Here is a 23200-nt window from a genome sequence, read left to right as displayed (position 1 = left end):
TTTCAACTGAAAATAAATTTCCTTTTTATGGAATAAATTTTTTTTACATACGTCTTCTTAGTAGAGAGGAGTAAAAAACATGAATAATACCATTGAAAATATACTACCAATGCTAAGACGCTTTGCCTACTCATTAACCGGTAATGCCGCAGATGCTGACGATTTAGTGCAAATCACGCTAGAAAAAATACTGAAAAAAGGCGTGCCTGATGAAGTAGATGTCAATAAATGGGCTTTTAAGGTTTGTCGCAATGTCTGGATTGACGAATATCGTGCGCGCAAAGTCCGACAGAATGCCGTGCTTAAACCTGAACTGCAAGAACCACAAAGTGTGAATGAACAGCAAGTATTCGACAGCAAAGAAATGCTTGCACAGGTTAATGTCGCGATGAATACTTTACCCGACGAACAACGCGCTATTTTGTCTTTAGTGGCGGTACAGGGTATGTCATATAAAGAAGTGGCGTCGTCAATGGAAATCCCTGTTGGTACCGTGATGAGTCGGTTATCAAGAGCGCGCTGCGCATTATTAGATATGATAAAACCTGATAGGTTAGGAGCAGACGCATGAAAATCAGCGATGAAATGCTAAGTGCTTTTATAGATGTTGAACTTAGCGAAGCGGCAATGGAAGAGATACGCTGTGCGCTGGAAAGCGATGACGATTTAGTGATGCGTTTAGCGGATTTAGCACAAGCGGATCACTGGGTGGCAGAAAATGCTGCCGTGATTGATAACACACCGATGGCAGACAATTTATTGCCATTAGCGCAAAGCATTGATAAAAAAATAGCGCAAGGGGAAACGGCTGAGTCAGCGGCTGAGTCAGTGAAAAATGTCGTGAGTTTATCCGCTTGGGAAAACTTCAATAAAAGCCTACAAAAGCCTTATGCATTGGCCGCTGGCGTTGCCATGTTATTTGGCGTAGGTACGGTAACCTTAATGCAGTCTCAACAAGCACCGACAGTGATTACTGCGGGTATAACACAAGTGTTAGATCAGCAGCGAAGTGGCGAAATATCGTCAATAGCGCAAGGAGATAAGATCACAGCTAACTTAAGTTTTACTAACCTTGCCGGCGATTACTGTCGCCAATTTCAGCGCGTTAGCGAGCAAACGGCGAGTGTTAATATTGCCTGTAAAGAAAATGGCCTATGGCAGTTAAAAATTACCGAAAAAGTAAAACTCACTGAAAACACCCAAAATTACCGCGCCGCATCTAACCAAGCGCAACTGGATAGCGCTATAGACACGATGATCAATGGACCGGCTATGGACAGTACTCAAGAACAACGAGCCATCGCGAACAACTGGCAAACTGAGCAACAATAATCGAGGTTAAAATGAAAACACTTATTACATTTATATTGATGACTTTATTAGTAACGGCTTGCGCATCTAAGCCTGAATATCGCCCAGCAAACAAAGGCTCAGTCGGCTATAGCGAGCAAAAAATAACCGAGGACAGGTTTCGTGTGCAGTTTAAAAGTGTTTCTAACAGTGTCGCAGATGCCGCGGATTATGCCCTATTAAGAGCAGCTGAACTGACTCAAGCGCAAGGCTATGATTGGTTTGTGATCACCAGTAAAGAAACCTTTGTAGAGTCTGAAAAAGTTCAGCCAGCTTCCTCGATAGGTTTATCGCATCAGCAGCGGGTTGAACGTCGTTGTGGACTATTAACTTGTGAAACTTACCGACGTCCAAGCAGTGAAGTCGGGGTTGCTTTTAGTAGTACGAATACGAATAGCCGCAAAGAAGTGCATAGTATTTTAGAAATTCGTCTGGGCAAAGGCGTTATGAGCAACGAGTCAAGTTACAGCGCTGCAGATGTGATTGAAAATTTATCTAAAAAACTAGCAACAAAGGCTAATTAATTCCTTGGCTATGGTGGGTTAAAAGCTGAAGTAGCATATATTCACTTGAGTAAGCATTTGAAAAGGCCTATTTAGGGCTTTTTTTTTGGCTAATACTGATTGGCTTAAGTCAGAGAGTAATGATAATTGAGTATAAATATCCTCGCACCCAATTACTCAGGCGCGAGGATATGATTGGCAAGGTTATTAGTTGAACATTATGCTAAATCGAAACGGTCAGCGCTCATCACTTTGGTCCATGCGGCAACAAAGTCGTGGACAAATTTTTCTTTATTATCGTCCTGTGCATAAACTTCACTATAAGCACGAAGAATCGAGTTCGAGCCAAAGATAAGATCAACACGTGTGGCTGTCCATTTGACCTTATCTGTTTTACGTTCACGAATTTCATATAAATTATCGCCAACGGGCTGCCATTTATAGTCCATATTCGTTAAGTTAACAAAATAGTCGTTCGACAACACACCTTCACGTTCGGTAAATACACCATGCTTGCTGCCACCAAAATTAGTGCCTAGCATACGCATGCCACCAATAAGTACAGTCATTTCATGAGCAGCTAAACCCATTAACTGTGTGCGGTCTAGCATTAACTCTTCAGCGCTAACACTATAGTCAGCTTTGAGCCAATTACGATAAGCGTCATGCAGAGGTTCAAGTACTTTGAATGACTCTACATCGGTCATCTCGTCAGTTGCATCACCACGTCCAGGGGCAAATGGTACTGTAATATCAACGCCAGCCGCTTTTGCTGACTGCTCAATACCGACATTACCTGCGAGGACAATAACATCAGCAATACTGACGCCACTTTCGTTTGCAATCGTTTCTAGGGTAGTGAGCACTTTAGCTAGGCGTGTAGGCTCGTTTCCTTGCCAGTTATTTTGTGGTGCAAGGCGAATGCGAGCACCGTTAGCACCACCGCGCTTGTCAGAGTCACGGAAAGTTCTAGCGCTGTCCCATGCTGTGGCAACCATTTCGCTGATAGTTAAATCACTAGCGGCTATTTTTTCCTTAAGCGCTTTTACATCATAACCTGTCATACCTGTGGGTACGGGATCTTGCCAAATAAGCTCTTCTTGCGGTACTTCTGAGCCTATGTATCGTGCTTTCGGGCCCATATCGCGATGGGTCAGTTTGAACCATGCACGGGCAAAAACGTCAGAGAAATATTCAGGGTCATTGGCAAAACGTTGTGAAATCTTAAGATAAGCGGGATCCATTTTTAATGCCATATCTGCATCAGTCATAATGGGATCTTGGCGTATGCTAGGGTCTTCGACATCAACCGGTTTATCTTCTTCTTTAATGTTCACGGGTTGCCACTGCGTAGCACCGGCGGGGCTCTTTTTCAGTTCCCAATCATGGTTGAGTAGCATAGAGAAATAGCCATTGTCCCACTGTGTAGGATGAGTAGTCCATGCACCTTCAATGCCACTGGATACCGTATCGCGACCAATACCACGTTTTGTTTTATTGTTCCAACCTGTGCCTTGCTCTGAAATATCGGCAGCTTCTGGTTCTCTGCCAAGTATTGAGGCATCGCCATTACCGTGACATTTCCCCACGGTGTGACCCCCTGCGGTTAGGGCAACGGTTTCTTCATCATTCATCGCCATGCGTTCAAAGGTAACACGCATATCATGAGCGGTTTTTAATGGGTCAGATTTGCCGTCTACACCTTCAGGATTAACATAGATTAATCCCATCATTACTGAAGCCAATGGGTTTTCTAAATCGCGATCACCAGAATAACGGCTATTTTCGCTGCCACTAGGTGCAAGCCACTCTTTTTCAGCACCCCAGTAGATGTCTTTTTCTGGATGCCAAATGTCTTCACGGCCAAAGGCGAAACCAAAGGTTTTCAACCCCATAGATTCATAGGCAATAGTGCCGGCGTAAGCAATTAAATCTGCCCAGCTAAGTTGGTTACCGTATTTCTTTTTGATTGGCCAAAGTAGACGTCGTGCTTTATCTAAATTTACATTGTCGGGCCAAGAATTAATCGGGGTAAAACGTTGATTACCCGTAGCAGCACCACCTCGTCCATCAGCAATACGATAGGTACCGGCTGAATGCCAAGTCATACGGATCATTAAACCGCCATAATGTCCCCAATCTGCGGGCCACCAGTCTTGACTGTCAGTCATCAGTGCGTGCATATCTTTGTTGAGCGCGGCAATGTCGAGATCTTTAACCGTATCCCGATAATTGAAATTCGTGCCCATAGGATTGGTTTTACTATCATGCTGATGAAGAATGTCGAGGTTTAGCGACTTAGGCCACCAGGTCATATTTGTCATCGAACTCTCTGTAGCACCACCGTGCATCACAGGACATTTTCCACCAGATGTTGTTTTATCGTCATTCATATTTTGTTTCCTTTCGTGCAGTGATAGAGAGATATCTAAGTCATCAGCCAATTTGGCATCATTACTCAGCGTGGTCATGTCAAATTATAAGTACACTGTTTAAAGCGCTAATATTACAAATATTTTATTACCTATTGAAATTCAGTTAGATAGACCTAGATTGACAGTCAAGAATTTCAGTTAAAATGTGATGTTTCTCCATTTGATATGATGGCTAAATACGCATTTTCAAGTGACGTTACTCGAAGAGCTAAGCCGCTATATTCAGTGTTATTTTAGCCTTTAGCAGCATTTTGAATGGCTTCACCCGCTTTTTCGAGATCTTTACCTGCACCATCAATGGTGGCACAAGCACCTAAGGTGCTACTTAGTAATAACACCGTTAATATTGATTTAATCTTTGAGTAGTATGTTTTAGCTGTCATTTTCTGTTCCTTTTAGGTTATTAGTTTGTCGTGACACAGACAGCATCACGCTAAGCGCTATTTCATATTCATTAGATTATGGCGCAACTCAATGCTTTTATCCTTATATTGTTCTGGTTAACGTTAACAGCGTCAGGTGTTTTATCATTAGCTTATCTCAGTACTATAAAATAGCCCTATAGATCAAATTTTTGGTTCAGTAGGTGATTAAGTTTGTATCACTTTTAGCAAAAAGTTTAGTGTTTAAATAGCAAAGAGATAATGCAGATAAAAGCAATGATTATTGGATTAAGCAGAATAAAGTCACTTAGCCAATATTTTTTAAACGTTTACGATTATTGTAATGGCGATAATAAGGCAGATAAAACGAGATGATACTGGTAAGAGGTATTAGTAAGGTGAACCGAGTGTTTATCAAGAGAAATCTGTTTTTTTATAAATAGTATAGTCACTTACAACTAATCATTAGTTTTTTGAGTGTTGCTTGGCCATTGCTTAAAAGGCATTGTGAGAGGTTTTTGATGCGAGTTACTACAAGTGATTAAGATAGGATAAAGCTTATATCACAGATTAAATGCTCGTCAGTAAGGCATTATTTAAGCTGTGATGTATCGGCTAATTTTTGATGATTATGTTGTTAGTTACAAACTAAGCCTTTTAAAGTGTAAAGTTTAATACCCTTGATAAGCTTTGTAGTTAGGATAAACCTCTAGATAATCACACCAAGTACTAAAATCTCGGTAGGTAAAGCGTGTATCTGTCGTAGTTATCCAGTTGGAGGTCGATCTCATGCGTAGCCAAAATTTAACTTTATAACCATCAATGGCAACAAAGCAAGCTAAGGATTCTTCGGTTTCGTTTTTAACTTTTACTTGGCTAAAACCATTAGAAGATTCGCTAAATATGACAGTTGTTTTTGGCAAAGCCCAAATGACTGGACTAATAATAAATGCCGTAGCACAAAGGTATTTGATGATTCTCATAGATTAACATACTGTTTTTAAATGGTTTTAATTAATTATTTTTATGAAGAAGCTTAAGTATAATTAAAATTAACCTAAGCTAATTTTAATTATACCATTGAAAGCGTTATTAGGTGTCTCCATAACTAATAATAACGAAGAAGTGTCAAAAACGACAACGCTTAAAAGACGCAGTAAAAAGAGAACTTATTCATGGCTAACATTACCCCGATTAAAAAAGAAACTCATCAGAAAATTAAAATCGCTGCTAAGCGCGATTTATCAAATGTATCTAATCAACATATTGCACCGATCACCGCTCCTGAGTATTCTCAAGCAGCAACCAGCTACCCTATTGTACTTGTTAAAGATCAAGGTACAGAGCGCTACCGTAGTGTGGTAATGCTAGGTTTAGAAGCGAATGAAAACTTATATTATAAAGAAGATTCTTGGAATGCAGTTTATGTTCCGCAAAGTATTTCAATGGCACCTTTTTCTCTAGGCTTAGACCCAGAAAAAGAGAAAACATTAACGGCTTGTGTTGATTTAGACAGCAAGTTTGTTGGTGAAGATAAAGACCATGAATTATTTGATGCTGAAGGCAAAGACACTGAGTTTTTTCAAGGTGTACAAGATTCACTAGGTCGTTTATACGATAATGAAGTGATGAACGAGAAATTCATTAAAGAATTGCTTGATAATGACTTATTGTTAGAACTTGAACTTAATATTAACTTTGCCTCAGGTGAAAGTAAAAAACTTGTTGGTTTATATAATATTAATGATAAAAAAATTCAAGAGTTAAGTGACGATAAAGTTTTAGATTTCCATAAGCGTGGTTTATTCGTGCCAATTTACGCGATATTAGGTTCAATGGGTCAAATTAATCGTTTGGCACAATTACGTAACCAGAGTGAATCTACCGCTAAAGTAAGTGCTATTCGCTTTACACCTGTGACTGCTGAAACTGAAACTGTAGCTGAAAAGTAATAGCGTAGTAAGTTACCCTTAAAAAAGGACCGTGTGGTCCTTTTTTTTCGAGTGAAATTTAGCTTTTTAAGCCGAAATTTTTCCTCAAGGTAGATAGTAAAAAACCAGCAACAAGAAAGCATAACCACTAAAACACTGAATTTAACGTTTGTACTAGTAGCTGACAGAGCCGCAACGGCTAAAAATAGGCGCTGGCAGCAAGAAAGTAAAGACAAACAAGAAGTGGAATATAACAAAACACGCGAAACCATAAAGTATCTTGGTGATGAAAATACTGAGCTAAACCTGGAACTTGAATAACAAGTTAATGCGCTTAAAGATAAATTAACCGAGTATCGCTTACGCTTTGATTACGCACAGAAGCAGTTAACAAAATTCAGTAAATAAACTGCTAATTTCGTTGGGATCCTTATATACTAACAGCCAACTTTTTAGCATTGAAAATGAGATTTTACGTGGCGATTAACCTACCTTTTAGCAAATTAAGTCAATGGCAGCAGGTGGCATTTAGTGCTGCATTACTTGAGCGCATGTTACCTAATTATCAAATGTTTGCTGAACATGTTGAGTTTGGTGACTTTAAGGTCTTGAGAAATCAACTTGATCTTATCTGGCAATGGTTAGATAAAGCTAACCGTTGCAAAATTAACTATGATGCCCAAATTGCTAAACTTGAAGAGCAAGTACCTGATCCCGATGATTTTGATTTTTTGGGTGTTTTTCCAGCCTTAGATAGTGCCATGGCATTAATGTCGTTATTTCAAGGTATGCAAGACCTAGAAAGTGATAGCTTGAGTAATATCAGTAAATTGTCAGAAAATAGTGTCAGTTACTATGTTGAGTTGAGCTTAGCTCAGCAAATTGATGAAATAACTCCTGATGAAGAAGAGATTGTGATCTCAGCGCAACAAATTGCTGAACATCCATTAATGCAGTGGGAGATAGCCACACAAAATGAGCTATTTGAATTTTTAACTACGGCTAGCGAAAATAAAGCCAGTTGTCTGCAGGCAAAAGCTATGGTGCTAGAAGAAGGTTTATCCAATTTAGGCATAGACATTAACGCTTAACTTTTAGTGGTTAATTAAACCCAATTTAAGTTGACGTTAAGCTCGTAACCTTTTTTTTTGTAAAATAGTGTGCTGTTTTTGCTATAGAATTTGGCAACTTAATATGGCGTCATCAGCGATTGCTGTTAGGACGTTGAGGATATGTTTTTGTTTTTTGAAGGCTCAGAAAAAAAAGCTCAAATTGTTGTTAAAGCCAAGCAACTTTCGCTACTTGATGATATTACCGATGACTTTTGGACTGCGTTTGTTCAATGTTGTAATGCGCAAATTTTGTCGTCAATTCGTAATGATGACTGTAAAGCTTTTTTGTTATCAGAGTCGAGCTTATTTGTTTGGCACGATAGGTTATTAATTTTGACCTGTGGCAATACACGATTAGTACATTCGGTCGAATTTTTTATTCAGCACATCGGCATGGATAAAATTAAGCAGGTTATTTATCAACGTAAAAATGAATATTTTTCCCATGCTCAACCAAGTAGTTTTGGTGACGACATTAAGTTGCTCGGGCAATATGTTACGGGTAAAGCCTATCGTTTTGGTGAGTTGGACAGCCATCATAACTATATTTTTCATCAGGATAACAGTTTTCAAGCAGATAAATTAGATAAAACCTATGAACTGCTTGCATATCAAATTAGCGATCGGGCTTCTGAAAAGCTGACCACTGTGGGTTTAACCGCACAGGAAATTCGTCAATTTTTACAATTAGACAAATTCTTTGCTGACTTTACCTTGGATGATTTTGTTTTTGATCCCTTTGGTTACTCTGTTAATGCGATTAAAGGTAAAAAATATCTCACTATTCATGTTACGCCTCAAGCTAACAGTAGTTACGTCAGTATTGAATCCAATATTAATTTAATAAAAATTGCGGCTGATTTTTTAGCGATACTAGCACCAAAATCGTTTGATTTACTGAGCTTTAATGACTTTGATTTTGCTAACTTAACGGAGGAGTTTATTCCAAAAAATTATGTGAGCAAATCCTTAGTAAGCGAGCATTTAAGCAATAATTATTTAGTTTGTTTTGCTAACTATATATTACCGCAGCAAAAATTTATGCAAGCAACGGTGCTTGATTTAGCAGGAGAAAACCATGCACTGTGATTTTTTAGTAGAAAAAACTTCAAGACTTTTTAGGTTTAAAATTTAAAATAGAAAAAGTACTTTTTCCGGAAAAAATGAATTTAAAACGGCTGATGTGGTTGAAACTAAAGGCCATGGAAAAATGTTACTCACTGATGGCTTAATTATGGTGACCGAACGCGATGAGTTTGCCTACCATGACATGATTACTCACGTGCCATTATTTGTTCACCCTGCAGCAAAAAATGTCTTGATTATTGGTGGTGGCGACGGTGGTACTGCGCGTGAAGTTTTACGCCACATCGGAGGAGAAAAGTGCACTATGGTGGTTGATGCCTGTCGTCAGCACATACCACAAACATCAAAAGGTTTAGACCATGAAAAAATGTATTTGCGTTATTAAACTAGTGTTGCAGTCATCATTTTTCAGTCTGTATCCTTTTACGATGAATGCTAATATGAATGAAAGACCACGACTTCGTTAGCGTGATGACAACGAATAACAATAAAAATAGGACGGTAAATGAAATTATCTTATGCATGGTTATGGGTTAGCACACTACTTTTTTCCCCCTTGGGTTTTGCTGAAGCTGCAGATAAAACTGTTAGTAGTAAAGTCGCTAATATTGAGTTGTCAGTCAGTAAAACTATGGCAGCATTTCAAGTGCCCGGCATTGCTGTGGCAATTATTAAAGATAACGAAGTTGTGCTAAGTAAAGGCTTTGGTGTGCTTAAGCAGGGCAGTAAAGAAAAAGTGACTGCCGATACCTTATTTGGCATTGCCTCAAATACTAAAGCCATGACCGTGGCATTGTTAGCGGGTTTAGTAGACGAAGGGAAATTGACTTGGGGAACTAAAGTTATTGATATCATTCCTGCGTTTCAACTACCCGATGCCTATGTTACGCGAGAATTTACTATTAGTGATTTATTGTCGCATAACAGTGGCTTAGGTTTAGGTGCTGGCGACTTAATGATCTGGCCAGAAACCACGTTAAGTAATCAAGACGTTATTAAAGGTTTAAAATATTTACCCCAAGTGTCGAGCTTTCGTAGTGAATTTGCTTACGACAATCTAATGTATATTATTGCGGGTGAGATTATTGCCAAACTCACAGGTAAACCTTGGCAAGAGGTTATTCAACACCGTATTTTTGAGCCATTAGGTATGGATAATACCCACGCAACTTTCTCTTTAATTCCTAAAAGTAATAAAAATGTGGCTCGCGCTCATGTGTTATTAGATGGTGAGTTGCAGATTATTGGTGGAAATTTTTTAGAGAGATTTTCATCAGCAGGCTCGGTTGCATCTAGTGTTAATGATATGGCGTTATGGCTTAAAGCTCAGCTTAATCTTGGACAATACGGTGTTGATGGCGATAAAGCGTTAAGGCTTTTTAGTGAACAGCAAAGTCGTGAAATGTGGCAAGCACGTACGCTTTTACCGGTTTCATCACAAGCTAGCGAGCAAGATAAAACGCATTTTTATGCTTATGCGTTAGGTTGGTTTGTTAAAGATTATCATGGCGTAAAAGTCGTACGACATACCGGCGGCATATTAGGCATGGTGTCAAAAGTGGTGATGGTACCAGAAGAAAATTTAGCCATGGTTATTTTAACCAATCAACAATCAGGTTTTGCTTTTAATGCTTTATCTCAACAAATTTTGACTGAATATCTTGAACTACCCGAAAAAGATTGGGTTGCGCATTATGTTAGATTGCAGCAAAAAAATAATGCCAACAAAAAAGCACAGTTAGCCAAAGTAGCTGCAGCCGCCGATAAAAGCTCAACACCTTCTTTACCGTTAGCAAATTATGCGCAAAATTATGCGGATGATTGGTATGGTGAAATAACCATTAGCTTAGAAAATAACCACTTAGTTATGCAGTTTGCTCATACCCCGGCACTGCATGGCACCTTAGCGCATTATCAGCACAATACTTTTATTGTACGTTGGGACGATCGAACTTTAGAAGCCGATGCTTATGTGAACTTTAATTTAAATCCCGATGGCAGTATTAGCTATGTCAGTATGAAAGCAGTGTCTTGGGCGACAGATTTTAGTTTTGATTTTCATGATCTAAAACTTTGGCCTAAATCAGTGGGTAAATAGGATAAGTGACGAATAAAAAAAGCGTCTGATGGCGCTTTTTTAGCACATTTTAATCAACTTAACTAAATTTAATTTGGGGTAAATAAGGCTAATGCTTAGGCGCTGTCCTTACTCTGAACTATTTTGGTAGAGTCGATAGATGACTTGGCCAGCCACCTTTTCTTTTAAAAGTTGCCAATGGCTTGGCATTATTTGCAGGTTATCGTCAGCTTCCATTTCAACATAGATCAATGCCTCGTCAGTTAAGCCTTTTTCGACTAATAACTCAGCGGCTTTTTGCGCTAGGCCTTTTCTAAAAGGTGGATCAATAAACACTAACGAATAAGCTTGTTGGTTACTGTGCAAAAAGTTTAAGGCATTTTGCTGTATAACTCTGATATTATTAGCTTTGAGTAACGCTTTGTTATCGTTTAATTGCTGAGCTGCTGCTTTATTCAACTCGACTAAAATTGCTGAATTTGCGCCGCGAGATATGGCCTCAAAACCCAGCCCACCAGAGCCAGCAAAGCAATCTAAGCAATTAGCGTCTTGAATATAAGGCATGAGCCAATTAAAAACCGTTTCTTTGACACGATCGGTAGTTGGCCGCAAACCATCGGCCATCAATACGGGTAATTTGCGACCACGATGTTGGCCTGCAATAATGCGAATATGGCCTTTTGGGGCACTTTTTTCTGATTGTTTTTTGACTTTGCTCATAACTTAAACAGCTTTTGTTTTTTGTCGGCAGGTTAGGTGATACTATATCGACAATTTTATCCTTGTTTACCCGCGAATAGCAATTAATCTAATGAATTGTTCAAGTTAGAACATGCCTTAGATAGATGGTTTTAGTAGTAAACCTCTACATCAAATTAATATTGTAAATACATTTATGTCAAAGAAAAAAGGTATGTTCTCCTGGTTAGGTCTAGGTAAAAAACAGCAAGAAGACGCGGCCTCAGTTGTTGAGAATGTTACTGACGAGACTGAGCAAGTAGCGGCCTCTGAAGAGCATTTAACCACTGATGCGATGAGTCATGAAGAAAAAATGACTCAAAATAATCAGCAAACACCGGCAAAAGAGCTTGCAATCGACAATGCCATTATTGAAGACTTACCTGCAGAGCCAGAGCCAGAGCCAGAGCCCAAAGTTGGCTTTTTTGCTCGTTTAAAGCAGGGTTTAACTAAAACACGGCAAAATTTAGGTGGCGGGCTTTTCAGTTTATTTAGCGGTAAAAAAATTGATGACGCGTTATTTGAAGAACTCGAAACCCATTTGTTGATAGCAGATGTTGGTGTTGAAACCACGACAAAAATTATTACAGCGTTAACAGAATCTGCATCGCGTCAGCAACTCAAAAATGCCGAAGCTTTATATGATTTATTAAAAGCTGAGCTGAAAAAAATTATTGAACCTGTTACCCAGCCCTTAGTGATCCCGTCATCTAATAGCCCTTATGTTATTTTAATGGTCGGCGTTAACGGGGTGGGTAAAACCACCACTATTGGTAAATTAGCGAAGCAATTTCAGGCCGAAGGCAAGTCGGTTATGTTGGCAGCTGGAGACACGTTCCGTGCTGCGGCCGTTGAACAATTACAAGTATGGGGTGATCGAAATGATGTGCCGGTCATCGCTCAACATACAGGTGCTGATAGTGCCTCGGTTATTTTTGATGCTATCAGTTCCGCTAAAGCGCGTGGCGTTGACGTGTTAATAGCCGACACAGCTGGGCGCTTACAAAATAAAAGCCATTTGATGGAAGAGCTGAAAAAAGTGGTACGAGTAATGAAAAAACTCGATGTTAATGCTCCCCATGAGGTGATGCTAACCCTAGATGCAGGTACCGGACAAAACGCTTTAAGCCAAACTAAACTTTTTAACGAAGCTGTGGGTTTAACTGGATTAGTATTAACAAAACTTGATGGTACTGCAAAGGGTGGTGTTGTGTTTGCTGTGGCGGACAAGCATGCTATTCCCATTCGCTATTTAGGTGTTGGTGAAGGTATTGATGATTTACGGCCATTTAATGATAATGACTTTATTGACGCCTTGTTCACACGCGAAGCACAAGAGTAATAAGACCTGATATGATCCGATTTAATAACGTTAGTAAAACCTACCCAGGAGGATTTTTAGCACTTAAAAAAGTGAGTTTCACTATTGCTCCTGGCGAAATGGCGTTTTTAACGGGCCATTCTGGCGCCGGTAAGAGTACCTTATTGAAACTCATGAGTGTGATGGAAAAGCCAACGGTTGGCAGTATTGAGATTAATGGTACTGAATTATCTACCATTAAGTATGCACAAGTCCCTTATGTACGTCGCGGTATTGGTATGATTTTTCAGAGCCATAATTTGTTACCCGACCGCACTGTTTTTGATAACGTTGCTCTGCCTTTGATTATTGAAGGCTATAGCCACAAAGAAACTCGTAAGCGTGTTGAAGCGGCACTTGATAAAGTGCATTTAACCAGTAAATTAAAGTGCTTTCCAAATATGCTTTCGGGTGGCGAACAGCAACGTGTCGGCATTGCTCGGGCGATTGTTAATAAGCCACCCATATTACTAGCAGATGAGCCTACGGGTAATTTAGACCCTAAGCTTTCATTAGATATTATTCGATTATTTGAAGAGTTTAATGATATGGGCATCAGTGTGTTAATTGCGACCCATGATTTAGGGTTAATTGCCCGCATGAGGTATCGCACACTGACTTTAAAGCAAGGTCATATGATCACCGACGGTATTGTTGATGGTTTACAAACGATAAGTGAACGTAATGGCAGCTAATGATACTCGCCACAATAATAGTCAGCATTTAAACTGGACTGGACGCATTACTGCCAGAGTTTTACGGCACTTGCAGCAAGCGATAGGGAGCTTAGGTGACTTGTGGCGCACACCCTTTACTTCTGTGATGACCGTACTTGTTTTAGGGATTAGTTTAACCTTGCCTGCCACCTTACATTTGTTTGTAAAAAACACCCAAACAGTTACCGAACAGTGGAATTCTGCCTCAGAAATCACCTTGTTTTTGCAGCTATCAACCTCTGATAAAGTCGCACAAAACCTTGTGCAACGTATTCAGCTTTACCCTGAAGTAGCTAATGTTGTTTATATTTCTGCTGAACAGGCGTTAACTGAGTTTAAAGTGAGTTCTGGTTTTGGCCAAGCATTGGAATATTTAGATGAAAATCCATTACCGGCAACCTTATTGGTAACGCCAATTAAACGTTTTAGCCAGGCACAAGCTGCCCATGAGTTATTACTTAAATTAGAACAAGAGCGCGCTGTTGATCAAGGTAAACTGGATTTGGAATGGCTAACTCGATTACAGGCTATAGCAGCTCTGATAGAAGACGTTGTTATTGGTATCGCCATATTATTGTGCTTATCCGTAGTCTTAATTATTGGTAATACCATTCGATTGGCCATACTTAACCAAAAAGATGCGATTGCTGTGATGAAATTAGTGGGCGCGACAGATGATTTTATTCAGCGGCCATTTTTATATGCTGGCATTTGGTACGGGTTACTCGGTGGTTTTGTAGCGAGTATTTGTGTCGCTATTTTAGCCAACTATATTTCTGGCGCTTTACGCCAGTTAACTGATCTGTATCAAAGCCAATTCGTTTTTTCAGGCTTATCATTTAACGAATTAGCGATACTACAACTAACGGCAATAGGCTTAGGTTTATTAGGCAGTTTCATTTCTGTACGTCAACATATCCGAGCAATTGAGCCAACCGCAGATTAATATCCTCTGTTTGTAGTTGCTTTTTTTACTCACCACCATCTTGTAATTTATAGTGATTTTAATTTTGGTGACAAAGTTTAACAAATTATTCACGAAAAAACTGACAGAGAGTATTGTTTCACCCTGTCTTCTAAGCTAGTGTTAGCTCATTAAAGTCATATTGATCTTTCATACACCCTGCACCGTATTATTTTCATTTATCACTTAGATGAGGATCTTGAGGTGATTTGGGTATATATGTTATTATCATCGACCAGATTAGATAGAGGAGTTATTAAATGAGTGAAGCAATGCAATCAATGGTTTTAACTGTGCCCAAAAGTGGCAGCATTGAGGCATACGTGCAATCAGCATATAGCATTCCAATGCTAACAGCTGAAAAGGAGCGTGAATTAGCAACTCGTTTATATTCTGAAAATGATTTAAAAGCGGCGCAAGAGTTAATTATGTCGCACCTTCGTTTTGTTATTCATGTAGCTAAAGGTTATGCCGGTTATGGTTTACCACAAGCTGACTTAATTCAGGAAGGTAACATAGGTTTAATGAAAGCGGTTAAACGCTTTAATCCAGAAGTGGGTGTGCGTCTAGTATCATTTGCTGTGCATTGGATCAAAGCTGAAATTCATGAATTTGTGCTAAAAAATTGGCGTATCGTTAAAGTTGCCACTACCAAGGCACAACGAAAATTATTTTTTAACCTACGCAAAAATAAAAAGCGTTTAGGTTGGTTTAGTCACGATGAAGTCCATAATGTTGCTGAAACCTTAGGTGTAACGCCCAAAGATGTTTTGGAAATGGAATCTCGGATGAGTAATCAAGATCAAGCATTCGAATTATCAACTGATGATGATGATAATGCTAGCGCCAGTACTTATTCTCCAGCGCAATATTTAGAAGATAAACAATCCAATCTTGCTACTGAAGTAGAAGACTCGAACTGGGAGCAGCACGCTAATAAAAGGTTAAGTAATGCTTTAGTAGGTCTTGACGAGCGAAGCCAAGATATTATTCGTACTCGTTGGTTGCATGACGAAAAAACTACCTTACAAGAGTTAGCGAATAAATATGAAATATCAGCAGAGCGCGTTCGACAATTAGAGAAAAATGCCTTAGCAAAGTTAAAAGGTGCCATGGCAGCATAGCGCTAAAAAATAATTTAGACCGGCTTTATGCCGGTTTTTTTATGTGCAGAATTTATGTGAAAAATAAACAGTCTGTCTTGGTTACATGGCTGTGAAGCATGATAATAGAAAAATTTCCATAGCGACAAGGTGATTATTGTGCTTATAAAACAACCGCTTAAATCTAGGTTAAGGGTGTTTTTCCAACATAAAGTAACATAATCACAATGAAAGTCACACTAGTCCAACGTTGTATTACAACTCTTCAACATTAAATAACAAACCTCACTGAACTTTTGTCGCAAAATTGCTTTAGGCGATAAAACGCCATTTTATAAAAAAGCTATAATCGATGTTTGGAGAATTTAATGTATTCAGAAAAATTTTTAAGCCATGCTATTCGCGTTGCTTTACTCGCAGGTACCACTAGCTCTTTAGTTGTTGCTGGTCAGGTTAGTGCTGCAGAAAAGCAAATGGCAAGTGTTGAACGTATCGAGGTAACAGGCTCACGTATCACCCGTACTGATATTGAAACAGCCAGCCCAATAACGGTAATATCGTCAGAATTTATTACCCAAAGTGGCTACACCTCAGTAGCAGAAATATTATCAGCACAGCCTACTGCTGCAGGCATGAGTTTAGGCGCTACCACTAATAATGGCTCAGGTGGTTCGGCAACAGTAAATTTACGTGGTATGGGTGCTCAACGCACTTTAGTACTATTAAATGGTCGTCGTATGGTGTCATCAGGCACAGGTGCTGATTCAGCCGTGGACTTGAATACCATACCCGTTGCCATGATCAAAAACATTGAAATTCTTAAAGATGGTGCGTCTGCTGTTTATGGTTCTGATGCCATTGCTGGTGTAGTTAATATTATCACTAAAAAAGATTTCGTTGGTACTGAGTTAACGGTTGAAGGCAGCCAAACTGATAAAGGTGACGCTACGAGTAAAGGTATTAATATTTTACATGGTGTAGAGCTAGCTAATGGTAATTTAGTTTTAGGTTTACAGTATTCTGATCGTGGTGAAGTTATTCAATCTGACCGTGACTTTGTTGAACCGGGTGCATCGTCATTTATTCCGCAAGGTTCTTTAGCGGGTCTAGTTGCCGATGCATCAGGTGGTTTTAAGTCAAGAGACACTTCATACGACTATACTGATGATAGCTATGCGCAAACACCGAATGAATTATTAAGCTTCTTTACGGCTTACAATACTGCGCTAGATTCAGATACTGAGCTCAATGTTGATTTAATGTATACACGCCGTGAATCTAATCAGCAATTAGCACCACAGCCAGCGAACTTAGATTTAGCCTCCAATAATTTGAATTCTATACATATTGACAACATTCAAGACGTTTTTGATGAACTTAACTCTGCTATTGATGATCCCGATGATCACCATGTTATTGGTGATAAAGTAAATTACCGACGTCGTATGACTGACGCTGGTCCACGTATCTACTCACAAGAAACTGATACTTATCGTGCGTCAATTGGCCTTAAAGGCTATTTAGAAAATGATGCTATGTGGGATATTTCGGCAACATACGGCCGAAATGACTCGAAAGATAGCGTTCAAAATTCGATTCATGCCGGTAATATGGCAACCAGTATCTACCAAGACCAAAGCACTTGGTTCAGTGGCGAAGCATTTGATAAAAGTGTTTTAGTGTCTGAAGGCATTATATACAATGAGGAAAATGAAGGCGGCAATGAGCAATTCACTTTAGCTGCGGGTTATAGTGGCGTAACTGAAAGCGATATTGGTTATGCAGTGGGTTTTGAAACCCGTCATGAAAGTGGCTACTATACGCCTGATGAAGTGACTCAAAAAGGTGAAAGTACCGCAGCACAGCAGTTTGCTACTGACGGTAACTATTCTGTGCAATCAGTCTACGGTGAAGTCTCAGTGCCAGTTACTGATGAGTTAACCTTTGAAGCCGCTTCGCGTTATGACCAGTACTCTACTTTTGGTGGTGAGATAACGTGGAAACTAGGTGCCACGTACCGAGTGAATGATTCTTTTATGGTACGTTCAGTAGCCGCTACAGGCTTTAGAGCACCGAGTGTAAGTGAATTATACGGCGGTGACAGCGGCTCTTATGACTACTTGAGTGACCCATGGGATAATGAGCTAGATCCACAAATTAAAGTCAATTACACCAGTGATGACGACTTACAGCCTGAAGAAAGCGAGTCATTTACTTTTGGTGCTGTGTTCGAGTTAACTGACAACCTTTCTACGACAATAGATTACTGGGCATTTGATATTACCAACGCCATTAGCCGCGTTGATGTTCAGCAAGAATTGAATGCCTGCTTTAACGGTGCTCAAGCTTCATGTACAGCGGTAAATATTACGGCTGGTGGTGATTTATCTGACTTAAGCGCTCAATTAACCAATATCGGCTCGCAAAAAACTTCAGGTGTTGATTGGAATGTCAGCTATAGCCATGACTTGTTTAAAGTTACTTTTGATACCACGTACTTAATTGAATTTGAACAAGACGACACAGACTACACCGGCACTATCGATGGCAATATTGGTGGCTATGCTGATATTAAGTCTAATTTATCGGTTTCTGGCTATGTAACTGATGATCTAACCGTACTTTATAGTGCGCAGTTTATTCGTGGCATGGATGGTGAATATTACGGTGAGCAATTCGCCACTGATGATATTATCTACCATAACGTTTCAGCCTCATACCATATTAATGACCAATGGGCTGTTAATGGCGGCGTTAAAAACCTTTTTGATACTGAACCTGAGGCAGTACTTGGCGGTAATGATATGGGCACAGTACCCAGTATCTATGATGTGGTAGGTCGAAACATGTTCATTAGTACCTCTTATAACTTTTAACTAACTCAAAGCCTAGGTTAATGACTTGGGCTACCTTAAAAAAGCGATGGCAAAACCATCGCTTTTTTTATGTTATAGCTGATCAAGTAGCATTTAATATTTTAGATCTATTTATGCTGGTTAATGAATGGCAAGCTTAAAAGTAACGTTCACTATCGACAAAGACTTAAGGTGAACGTTATAAAACTCAACGCAATGAGTTTAGAGAAAATTATTATGTAGTTTTAAATAGAGAAATGATGCTTGTAATACTATTAAGCAAAGCAAGTTAACCAACTTGAAACTGAGCAAAAGGTCATACAGATAAGAAATTAACTAATCGCCTGCCTTATATTAGAATGCTTAATTTGACCTGTCAGGTTAGTTTCTTAGGGTACAATCAAATATGAAAGTTCATGATCTTACTCTGATATTTGAACTTTAAGAGTATATTTGAAATTGTAATGATAATATAGTCAACATTAAAATCGTTTGTAGTACTAATACCAAATATTGTAATTTTATCTATTTCTAAGTAGGAAGTATTACTAAGCATTGAAAAAAATTAATTCACTTTTACAACCGGTATTAAAAAATGACACAACGTAAAACCATACACCGCTATGACATTATTTCAAATACCACCCGTTGGGAGCTGTTATTTTTGGTTGCGCTGCTGTCGATATTACTGACTGGAATGCCAGCGCAGGCGGCGACTGAGTACGAATTCCCCCCAGTTGGTCAATTGCCAGTTGGTCAATTACCGGCTGGCTGTAGTATTGATGATCCAAGCATAACTGCCAATCAACTAAGCACAACTTCCTATACTTGCGGTGCGCTCACTCTTGCCGATGGAGACACCATCTCAGTAGGATTGCTAACAACACCTGTCACCGTTACTTTCACTGGTGCATTCACGACAGCCGCGGGTAATTTGATTAATGCTCAAGGTACCACCTCAGACTTAAATATTGTCACTAATGGGGTGCTGACACTAGGTGCCGATACTATTTTAAATACAAATGTGACTGGCACTGCCGGCATTAATTTGGGCGCGGGAAGTTCTATTGGTGGCAATATCACAGCCAGCACTACTACTGGGGTCGTTACCCTAGGTGCAAGCAGCACTGTGGGTGGTTTTATTCACACTGATCTCGGTGCAGTTAATGTCGCCGGTTTGAGTGTTGTCGGTGGTGATATTACCACCGAAGCAGGTGTTGTCACTCTTTCGCCCAGTGTTTCAGTGGCTGGTGGTATTGAAACTATTGCAGGTGGCGTCACTGTTGGTGGAAGTTCTATTATCGGTGGCGATATTACCACCGAAGCAGGTGTTGTCACTCTTTTGACAAATGTTTCAATTGGCGGTGGTATTGAAACTATCGCAGGTGGCATCACTATTGGGGATGGAAGTTCGATTGTCAGTGGCAGTATTACCACCGAAGCAGGTGTTGTCACTCTTTTGACAAATGTTTCAGTTGGCGGTGATATTGAAACTATCGCAGGTGGCATCACTGTTGGGGATCGAAGTTCGATTTGCGGCAGCGTCATCACCACCGGCGCCGGTGTCGTCACAATAACAACCAATGTACAAATAGGCGGTGATATCAGAAGCGTTCCAGGGGCCATCACTGTTGGTAGTCAAAGCACGGTCGCAGGCAATATAATCGTTACAGGCGCAGGTGTTGTGACGTCAACGAATAATCTTATCGGAGGTAATATATCCACCATAGCAGGCGCTATCACTTTAACGGACTCACGAGTTGGTGGCAGTGTGGCTGCATCGGGTGCAGGGGTAGTCACCATAACCAACAGTGTAACTAACGACACTACACTGGTTGTGCCGGTGTCAGCCAGTTGCTCGGTAGCAGCACCAGCGTTCAATCACTTTCAAATCGAGCATGATGGCCAAGGTTTGACTTGCGCTTCCGAGAACTTTACGGTCAAGGTTTGCGCTGACACAACGTGCTCTACTTTATACGCTGATGCTATTGACGTGAAGTTATCCATTAATGGGATACTTGATCAAACGGTAACTGTTGTTGGAGGCAGTACTGTTGCTAGCTTTTCTTATACCCATCCAGGCACAGCAACATTAAGTATAGATCAAACGTATGAATGTAAAAGTGGCGACTCAACCAGTTGTGAACTGATATTTACTGATGCAGGCTTCAGGTTTTTATATGGTGCTGCTGAAACAACGTCTATCGGTAATCAAACAAGTGGCAATAACTTTGCAGATATAATAAAACTGCAAGCAGTAGAGAACGTGAATGGGGTTTGTACCGGCTTGTTCACGGGTAATGTCGATGTTGAATTGTCGCAACAAAATATTGCACCTAGCGTAACAACGGGCTTAAATTTTAAAATCAACGGCACTTCAGGTACAAGTATTGATAAATATCCCATTTATACTCCAATCATAACACTTGATTTTGGTGCTGAGAGCAAAGCAACCATCCCAATGCCAGTGTACTTAGACGCCGGAAAAATTCGTTTGTATGCTAAATACAATGTGGGTGGTGTTAGCCTAGTTGGCGAGAGTAATGATTTTTGGGTGAGCCCTGCAAGATTAGTGGTTACTGCAACAGCTGGTGGCAGCGCTATCACTGGTAATTCGAGTAGCTCAGCTATAAAACATAAAGCGGGACAAGCATTTGATTTTACCGTAACAGCCTATAACGCTCTTGGCACTTCACCGACCAACATTACGGCTAATTATATTCCTAATGATATTCAACTGTTATTAACGAGAACAGGTCCTACGGCAGGTGGTGTTGATGGTACGTTTAACTATGGTACTGGCACAATAGAAAGTAAACTTACGCCAAAGTATATAAGTATTAAACCGGTTAGGTTAAGTGCGTTTAATTCAGGAGTGTCTTCTACTAACAGTGCCTCTTATTCTGAAGTGGGCTTATTATCTCTGGACCTTCAAGATCTCGACTATGGCTTTTCAGGTAATACCATTACCACCGACAGTCTTAATATAGGACGTTTTACCCCTGATTATTTTGAACAAACGGTGGTAGAACCAGGAGCCTTTTTTGCCGTTTGTAATCAAAATACGACTTTTGCCTATACTGGGCAAGTTATGGTGAGTGATACTACAAAAGGGGCGATATCTTATCTTGCTAAGCCTGTTATTGAACTAACGGCAAAAAATGTTCAAGGTGTCACAGTACAAAATTATACCGAACCGGGTTATAACAAATTTATTGCCGCGGCTAATTTTATTATACGACCTACAACAGACTCTACTATTTTAGGCAAAGACACTAATTTTCTGCCTTTAACCGCTAAGCTACTCGCTGGCACCTTGAGTCATGATGGACTCGTTGCTAGTGCCCCTAGCTTTGGCGACACCCTTGGTGCAGGAATATTACATTATGAATTAGCTGATGGTGATAACTTTTTTTATCCACGTAATGAAAATTCAGAGGTTATTGCACAAGACAATAATATTGATTTTTTAATTGATCAAGTTAACTTTGTTGATAGTGATGGTATTGGCATTACTAATCCCGTAGATATTACCAGTACAACCGGTATTAACCTTCGCTTTGGTCGTGCTTTAATCGAAAATAGTTTTGGTCCCGAAACCGCCAATTTTCCTCAAAAATTATCTACGGAGTATTTAAATGCCAGTGGACGTTATGTGGCCAATGAACAAGACAGCTGTACACCCTATAATGCGAGCAATGTCATACTTCATTCAGGAACATTAGATAAAAATTTAGTAAGTGTGAATGCCGTCACAGGACAACTTGAGAAAGGTGAAACCCAAGCCATAATTTTAATGGCTCCAGGGGCAGGTAATCAGGGCACAATAAATATTGAGTATGATATTTATTCATGGCTTAAGTATGACTGGAATTGGAATGGTGATGAGACCAAATCATTTGATGAAAACCCTACTGCTACGGCCGCCTTTGGTTTGTTTCGTGGTAATGACAGAATTACTTATCAAGGAGAAGTATTTGATTAGATCCTAATCGCGCAACACAAAATAACTACTTGAATTTTCTATTAAAGTAACCGAAAAAACAAGGGAGAGATTATGCTTTGATTTATCTTTCAATACTTGTCAACACTTCGATTTAGAATATAAAACACTCGATTTTTAACACTTAAATAATATGCGGGTCCACTTGAATGCTAAGCCTCTTACCGCAACCGGATGTGAGCTTCCTTTTTCACGTTGTTGAGTGTAATAAAGACCTGCCCATAATGATCTTGGTACCGACTGTTCGAACCATTCAATAAACGATTGTTTTAGAAATTTTGAGCACTACCAACGCCATTGCACCCAACATTTTTTACCACTTCTTTCAGTGACAGGAGCTATTTCTGCTGCATCTTTAAATTTATCTTTATTTTCACCCATTGCCACCAACAGCCTAGGTGCTAAAAAAGGGCCTGTACCGGGCAAGGAATTAAATAACTCTGCATCAGGCATATTCTTTACCACTTTCATTAAATTTGTGATCTTGTTGTGCGCAGAGAAAATGCATCAGGGCAAGACGCTTGATTGAGCAATAGCTGGCTATTGTGATTGAGAGCACCGTAGCCTTGGTGTATTTTAACCAG

18 protein-coding genes and 1 pseudogene are annotated in these 23200 nt (G+C 39.7%); 14 read left to right on the top strand and 5 right to left on the bottom strand.

Going from position 1 to position 23200, the window contains the following annotated elements; all coding sequences use genetic code 11:
- Positions 1 to 79: 79 nt before the first annotated feature.
- From H4J59_RS17350 to H4J59_RS17340, 3 genes are read left to right on the top strand one after another with little or no spacing between them, the layout of a single operon-like run.
- A complete protein-coding gene (locus H4J59_RS17350) occupies positions 80 to 571 on the top strand; it encodes an RNA polymerase sigma factor (protein WP_182241255.1) in 492 nt (163 codons plus the stop codon).
- A complete protein-coding gene (locus tag H4J59_RS17345) occupies positions 568 to 1332 on the top strand; it encodes a hypothetical protein (protein ID WP_182241254.1) in 765 nt (254 codons plus the stop codon). Before H4J59_RS17350 ends, H4J59_RS17345 begins: the two co-directional genes overlap by 4 nt.
- A gap of 11 nt (positions 1333 to 1343) precedes the next feature.
- Positions 1344 to 1874, top strand: coding sequence for a CC0125/CC1285 family lipoprotein (locus H4J59_RS17340; protein WP_182241253.1), 531 nt, complete (start codon positions 1344 to 1346; stop codon positions 1872 to 1874).
- Positions 1875 to 2071: 197 nt separating this feature from the next.
- Here the strand turns inward: H4J59_RS17340 and katG are convergent, their stop codons facing one another.
- The 3 genes from katG to H4J59_RS17325 all read right to left on the bottom strand — a co-directional run bounded on the left by katG (position 2072) and on the right by H4J59_RS17325 (position 5654).
- A complete protein-coding gene (gene katG / locus H4J59_RS17335) occupies positions 2072 to 4246 on the bottom strand; it encodes a catalase/peroxidase HPI (protein ID WP_182241252.1) in 2175 nt (724 codons plus the stop codon).
- A 275-nt stretch (positions 4247 to 4521) separates the two neighbouring features.
- Positions 4522 to 4671, bottom strand: a complete 150-nt coding sequence (locus tag H4J59_RS17330) for an entericidin A/B family lipoprotein (protein ID WP_182241251.1) — start codon at positions 4669 to 4671, stop codon at positions 4522 to 4524.
- A gap of 671 nt (positions 4672 to 5342) precedes the next feature.
- Positions 5343 to 5654, bottom strand: a complete 312-nt coding sequence (locus H4J59_RS17325) for a hypothetical protein (RefSeq protein WP_182241250.1) — start codon at positions 5652 to 5654, stop codon at positions 5343 to 5345.
- Positions 5655 to 5846: 192 nt separating this feature from the next.
- Between H4J59_RS17325 and H4J59_RS17320 the strand changes: the two genes are divergently transcribed.
- The 5 genes from H4J59_RS17320 (at position 5847) to H4J59_RS17300 (ending at position 10898) form a co-directional block, all read left to right on the top strand.
- Complete coding sequence (locus H4J59_RS17320) at positions 5847 to 6623, top strand: SapC family protein (RefSeq protein WP_182241249.1); 777 nt, start codon at positions 5847 to 5849, stop codon at positions 6621 to 6623.
- 443 nt (positions 6624 to 7066) lie between these two features.
- Positions 7067 to 7693, top strand: a complete 627-nt coding sequence (locus tag H4J59_RS17315; RefSeq protein WP_220461188.1) for a YjaG family protein — start codon at positions 7067 to 7069, stop codon at positions 7691 to 7693.
- Positions 7694 to 7834: 141 nt separating this feature from the next.
- The gene (locus H4J59_RS17310) at positions 7835 to 8803 is read left to right on the top strand and encodes an adenosylmethionine decarboxylase (RefSeq protein ID WP_220469873.1); all 969 of its coding nucleotides are present in this window, start codon (positions 7835 to 7837) and stop codon (positions 8801 to 8803) included.
- Between the two features lie 94 nt (positions 8804 to 8897).
- Complete coding sequence (locus H4J59_RS17305) at positions 8898 to 9185, top strand: hypothetical protein (protein WP_310733219.1); 288 nt, start codon at positions 8898 to 8900, stop codon at positions 9183 to 9185.
- 120 nt (positions 9186 to 9305) lie between these two features.
- A complete protein-coding gene (locus H4J59_RS17300) occupies positions 9306 to 10898 on the top strand; it encodes a serine hydrolase (protein WP_182241248.1) in 1593 nt (530 codons plus the stop codon).
- A gap of 108 nt (positions 10899 to 11006) precedes the next feature.
- On the opposite strand, the gene rsmD is transcribed toward H4J59_RS17300, so the two are convergent.
- On the bottom strand, positions 11007 to 11597 hold the full coding sequence (gene rsmD, locus H4J59_RS17295) for a 16S rRNA (guanine(966)-N(2))-methyltransferase RsmD (protein ID WP_182241247.1): 591 nt from the start codon (positions 11595 to 11597) through the stop codon (positions 11007 to 11009).
- Between the two features lie 175 nt (positions 11598 to 11772).
- On the opposite strand from rsmD, the gene ftsY reads away from it, so the two are divergent.
- The 6 genes from ftsY to H4J59_RS17265 all read left to right on the top strand — a co-directional run bounded on the left by ftsY (position 11773) and on the right by H4J59_RS17265 (position 22598).
- The gene (gene ftsY, locus H4J59_RS17290) at positions 11773 to 12957 is read left to right on the top strand and encodes a signal recognition particle-docking protein FtsY (protein ID WP_182241246.1); all 1185 of its coding nucleotides are present in this window, start codon (positions 11773 to 11775) and stop codon (positions 12955 to 12957) included.
- A gap of 11 nt (positions 12958 to 12968) precedes the next feature.
- A complete protein-coding gene (gene ftsE / locus H4J59_RS17285; RefSeq protein ID WP_182137086.1) occupies positions 12969 to 13670 on the top strand; it encodes a cell division ATP-binding protein FtsE in 702 nt (233 codons plus the stop codon).
- A complete protein-coding gene (gene ftsX / locus H4J59_RS17280) occupies positions 13660 to 14637 on the top strand; it encodes a permease-like cell division protein FtsX (protein WP_182241245.1) in 978 nt (325 codons plus the stop codon). The genes ftsE and ftsX overlap by 11 nt, the downstream gene beginning before the upstream one ends.
- A gap of 278 nt (positions 14638 to 14915) precedes the next feature.
- Entirely contained in the window at positions 14916 to 15779 is an 864-nt protein-coding gene (gene rpoH / locus H4J59_RS17275) for an RNA polymerase sigma factor RpoH (protein ID WP_182241244.1), read from the top strand.
- 347 nt (positions 15780 to 16126) lie between these two features.
- The gene (locus H4J59_RS17270; protein ID WP_182241243.1) at positions 16127 to 18634 is read left to right on the top strand and encodes a TonB-dependent siderophore receptor; all 2508 of its coding nucleotides are present in this window, start codon (positions 16127 to 16129) and stop codon (positions 18632 to 18634) included.
- Between the two features lie 574 nt (positions 18635 to 19208).
- Positions 19209 to 22598 (top strand): DUF6701 domain-containing protein, encoded by a 3390-nt coding sequence (locus H4J59_RS17265; protein WP_182241242.1) that lies wholly within the window; start codon positions 19209 to 19211, stop codon positions 22596 to 22598.
- A 138-nt stretch (positions 22599 to 22736) separates the two neighbouring features.
- Here H4J59_RS17265 and H4J59_RS19550 read toward each other — a convergent pair.
- A pseudogene (locus H4J59_RS19550) lies at positions 22737 to 23075 on the bottom strand (transposase); the annotation flags it as partial.
- Between the last annotated feature and the right edge of the window lie 125 nt (positions 23076 to 23200).

This window comes from Colwellia sp. MB02u-10 (assembly GCF_014077185.1).
Classification (GTDB): Bacteria; Pseudomonadota; Gammaproteobacteria; order Enterobacterales; family Alteromonadaceae; genus Cognaticolwellia.
This window is presented reverse-complemented; position numbering and strand designations above follow the sequence as displayed.

What these genes read in the sequence shown, in the direction of transcription:
- ftsY (WP_182241246.1), top strand. Translation starts at nt 11,773, where the DNA reads ATGTCAAAGAAAAAAGGTATGTTCTCCTGGTTAGGTCTAGGTAAAAAA.
- H4J59_RS17325 (WP_182241250.1), bottom strand. Translation starts at nt 5,654, where the DNA reads ATGAGAATCATCAAATACCTTTGTGCTACGGCATTTATTATTAGTCCA.
- ftsX (WP_182241245.1), top strand. Translation starts at nt 13,660, where the DNA reads ATGGCAGCTAATGATACTCGCCACAATAATAGTCAGCATTTAAACTGG.
- katG (WP_182241252.1), bottom strand. Translation starts at nt 4,246, where the DNA reads ATGAATGACGATAAAACAACATCTGGTGGAAAATGTCCTGTGATGCAC.
- H4J59_RS17320 (WP_182241249.1), top strand. Translation starts at nt 5,847, where the DNA reads ATGGCTAACATTACCCCGATTAAAAAAGAAACTCATCAGAAAATTAAA.
- ftsE (WP_182137086.1), top strand. Translation starts at nt 12,969, where the DNA reads ATGATCCGATTTAATAACGTTAGTAAAACCTACCCAGGAGGATTTTTA.
- H4J59_RS17315 (WP_220461188.1), top strand. Translation starts at nt 7,067, where the DNA reads ATGAGATTTTACGTGGCGATTAACCTACCTTTTAGCAAATTAAGTCAA.
- H4J59_RS17345 (WP_182241254.1), top strand. Translation starts at nt 568, where the DNA reads ATGAAAATCAGCGATGAAATGCTAAGTGCTTTTATAGATGTTGAACTT.
- H4J59_RS17270 (WP_182241243.1), top strand. Translation starts at nt 16,127, where the DNA reads ATGTATTCAGAAAAATTTTTAAGCCATGCTATTCGCGTTGCTTTACTC.
- H4J59_RS17310 (WP_220469873.1), top strand. Translation starts at nt 7,835, where the DNA reads ATGTTTTTGTTTTTTGAAGGCTCAGAAAAAAAAGCTCAAATTGTTGTT.
- rpoH (WP_182241244.1), top strand. Translation starts at nt 14,916, where the DNA reads ATGAGTGAAGCAATGCAATCAATGGTTTTAACTGTGCCCAAAAGTGGC.
- H4J59_RS17300 (WP_182241248.1), top strand. Translation starts at nt 9,306, where the DNA reads ATGAAATTATCTTATGCATGGTTATGGGTTAGCACACTACTTTTTTCC.
- H4J59_RS17340 (WP_182241253.1), top strand. Translation starts at nt 1,344, where the DNA reads ATGAAAACACTTATTACATTTATATTGATGACTTTATTAGTAACGGCT.
- H4J59_RS17265 (WP_182241242.1), top strand. Translation starts at nt 19,209, where the DNA reads ATGACACAACGTAAAACCATACACCGCTATGACATTATTTCAAATACC.
- H4J59_RS17330 (WP_182241251.1), bottom strand. Translation starts at nt 4,671, where the DNA reads ATGACAGCTAAAACATACTACTCAAAGATTAAATCAATATTAACGGTG.
- rsmD (WP_182241247.1), bottom strand. Translation starts at nt 11,597, where the DNA reads ATGAGCAAAGTCAAAAAACAATCAGAAAAAAGTGCCCCAAAAGGCCAT.
- H4J59_RS17350 (WP_182241255.1), top strand. Translation starts at nt 80, where the DNA reads ATGAATAATACCATTGAAAATATACTACCAATGCTAAGACGCTTTGCC.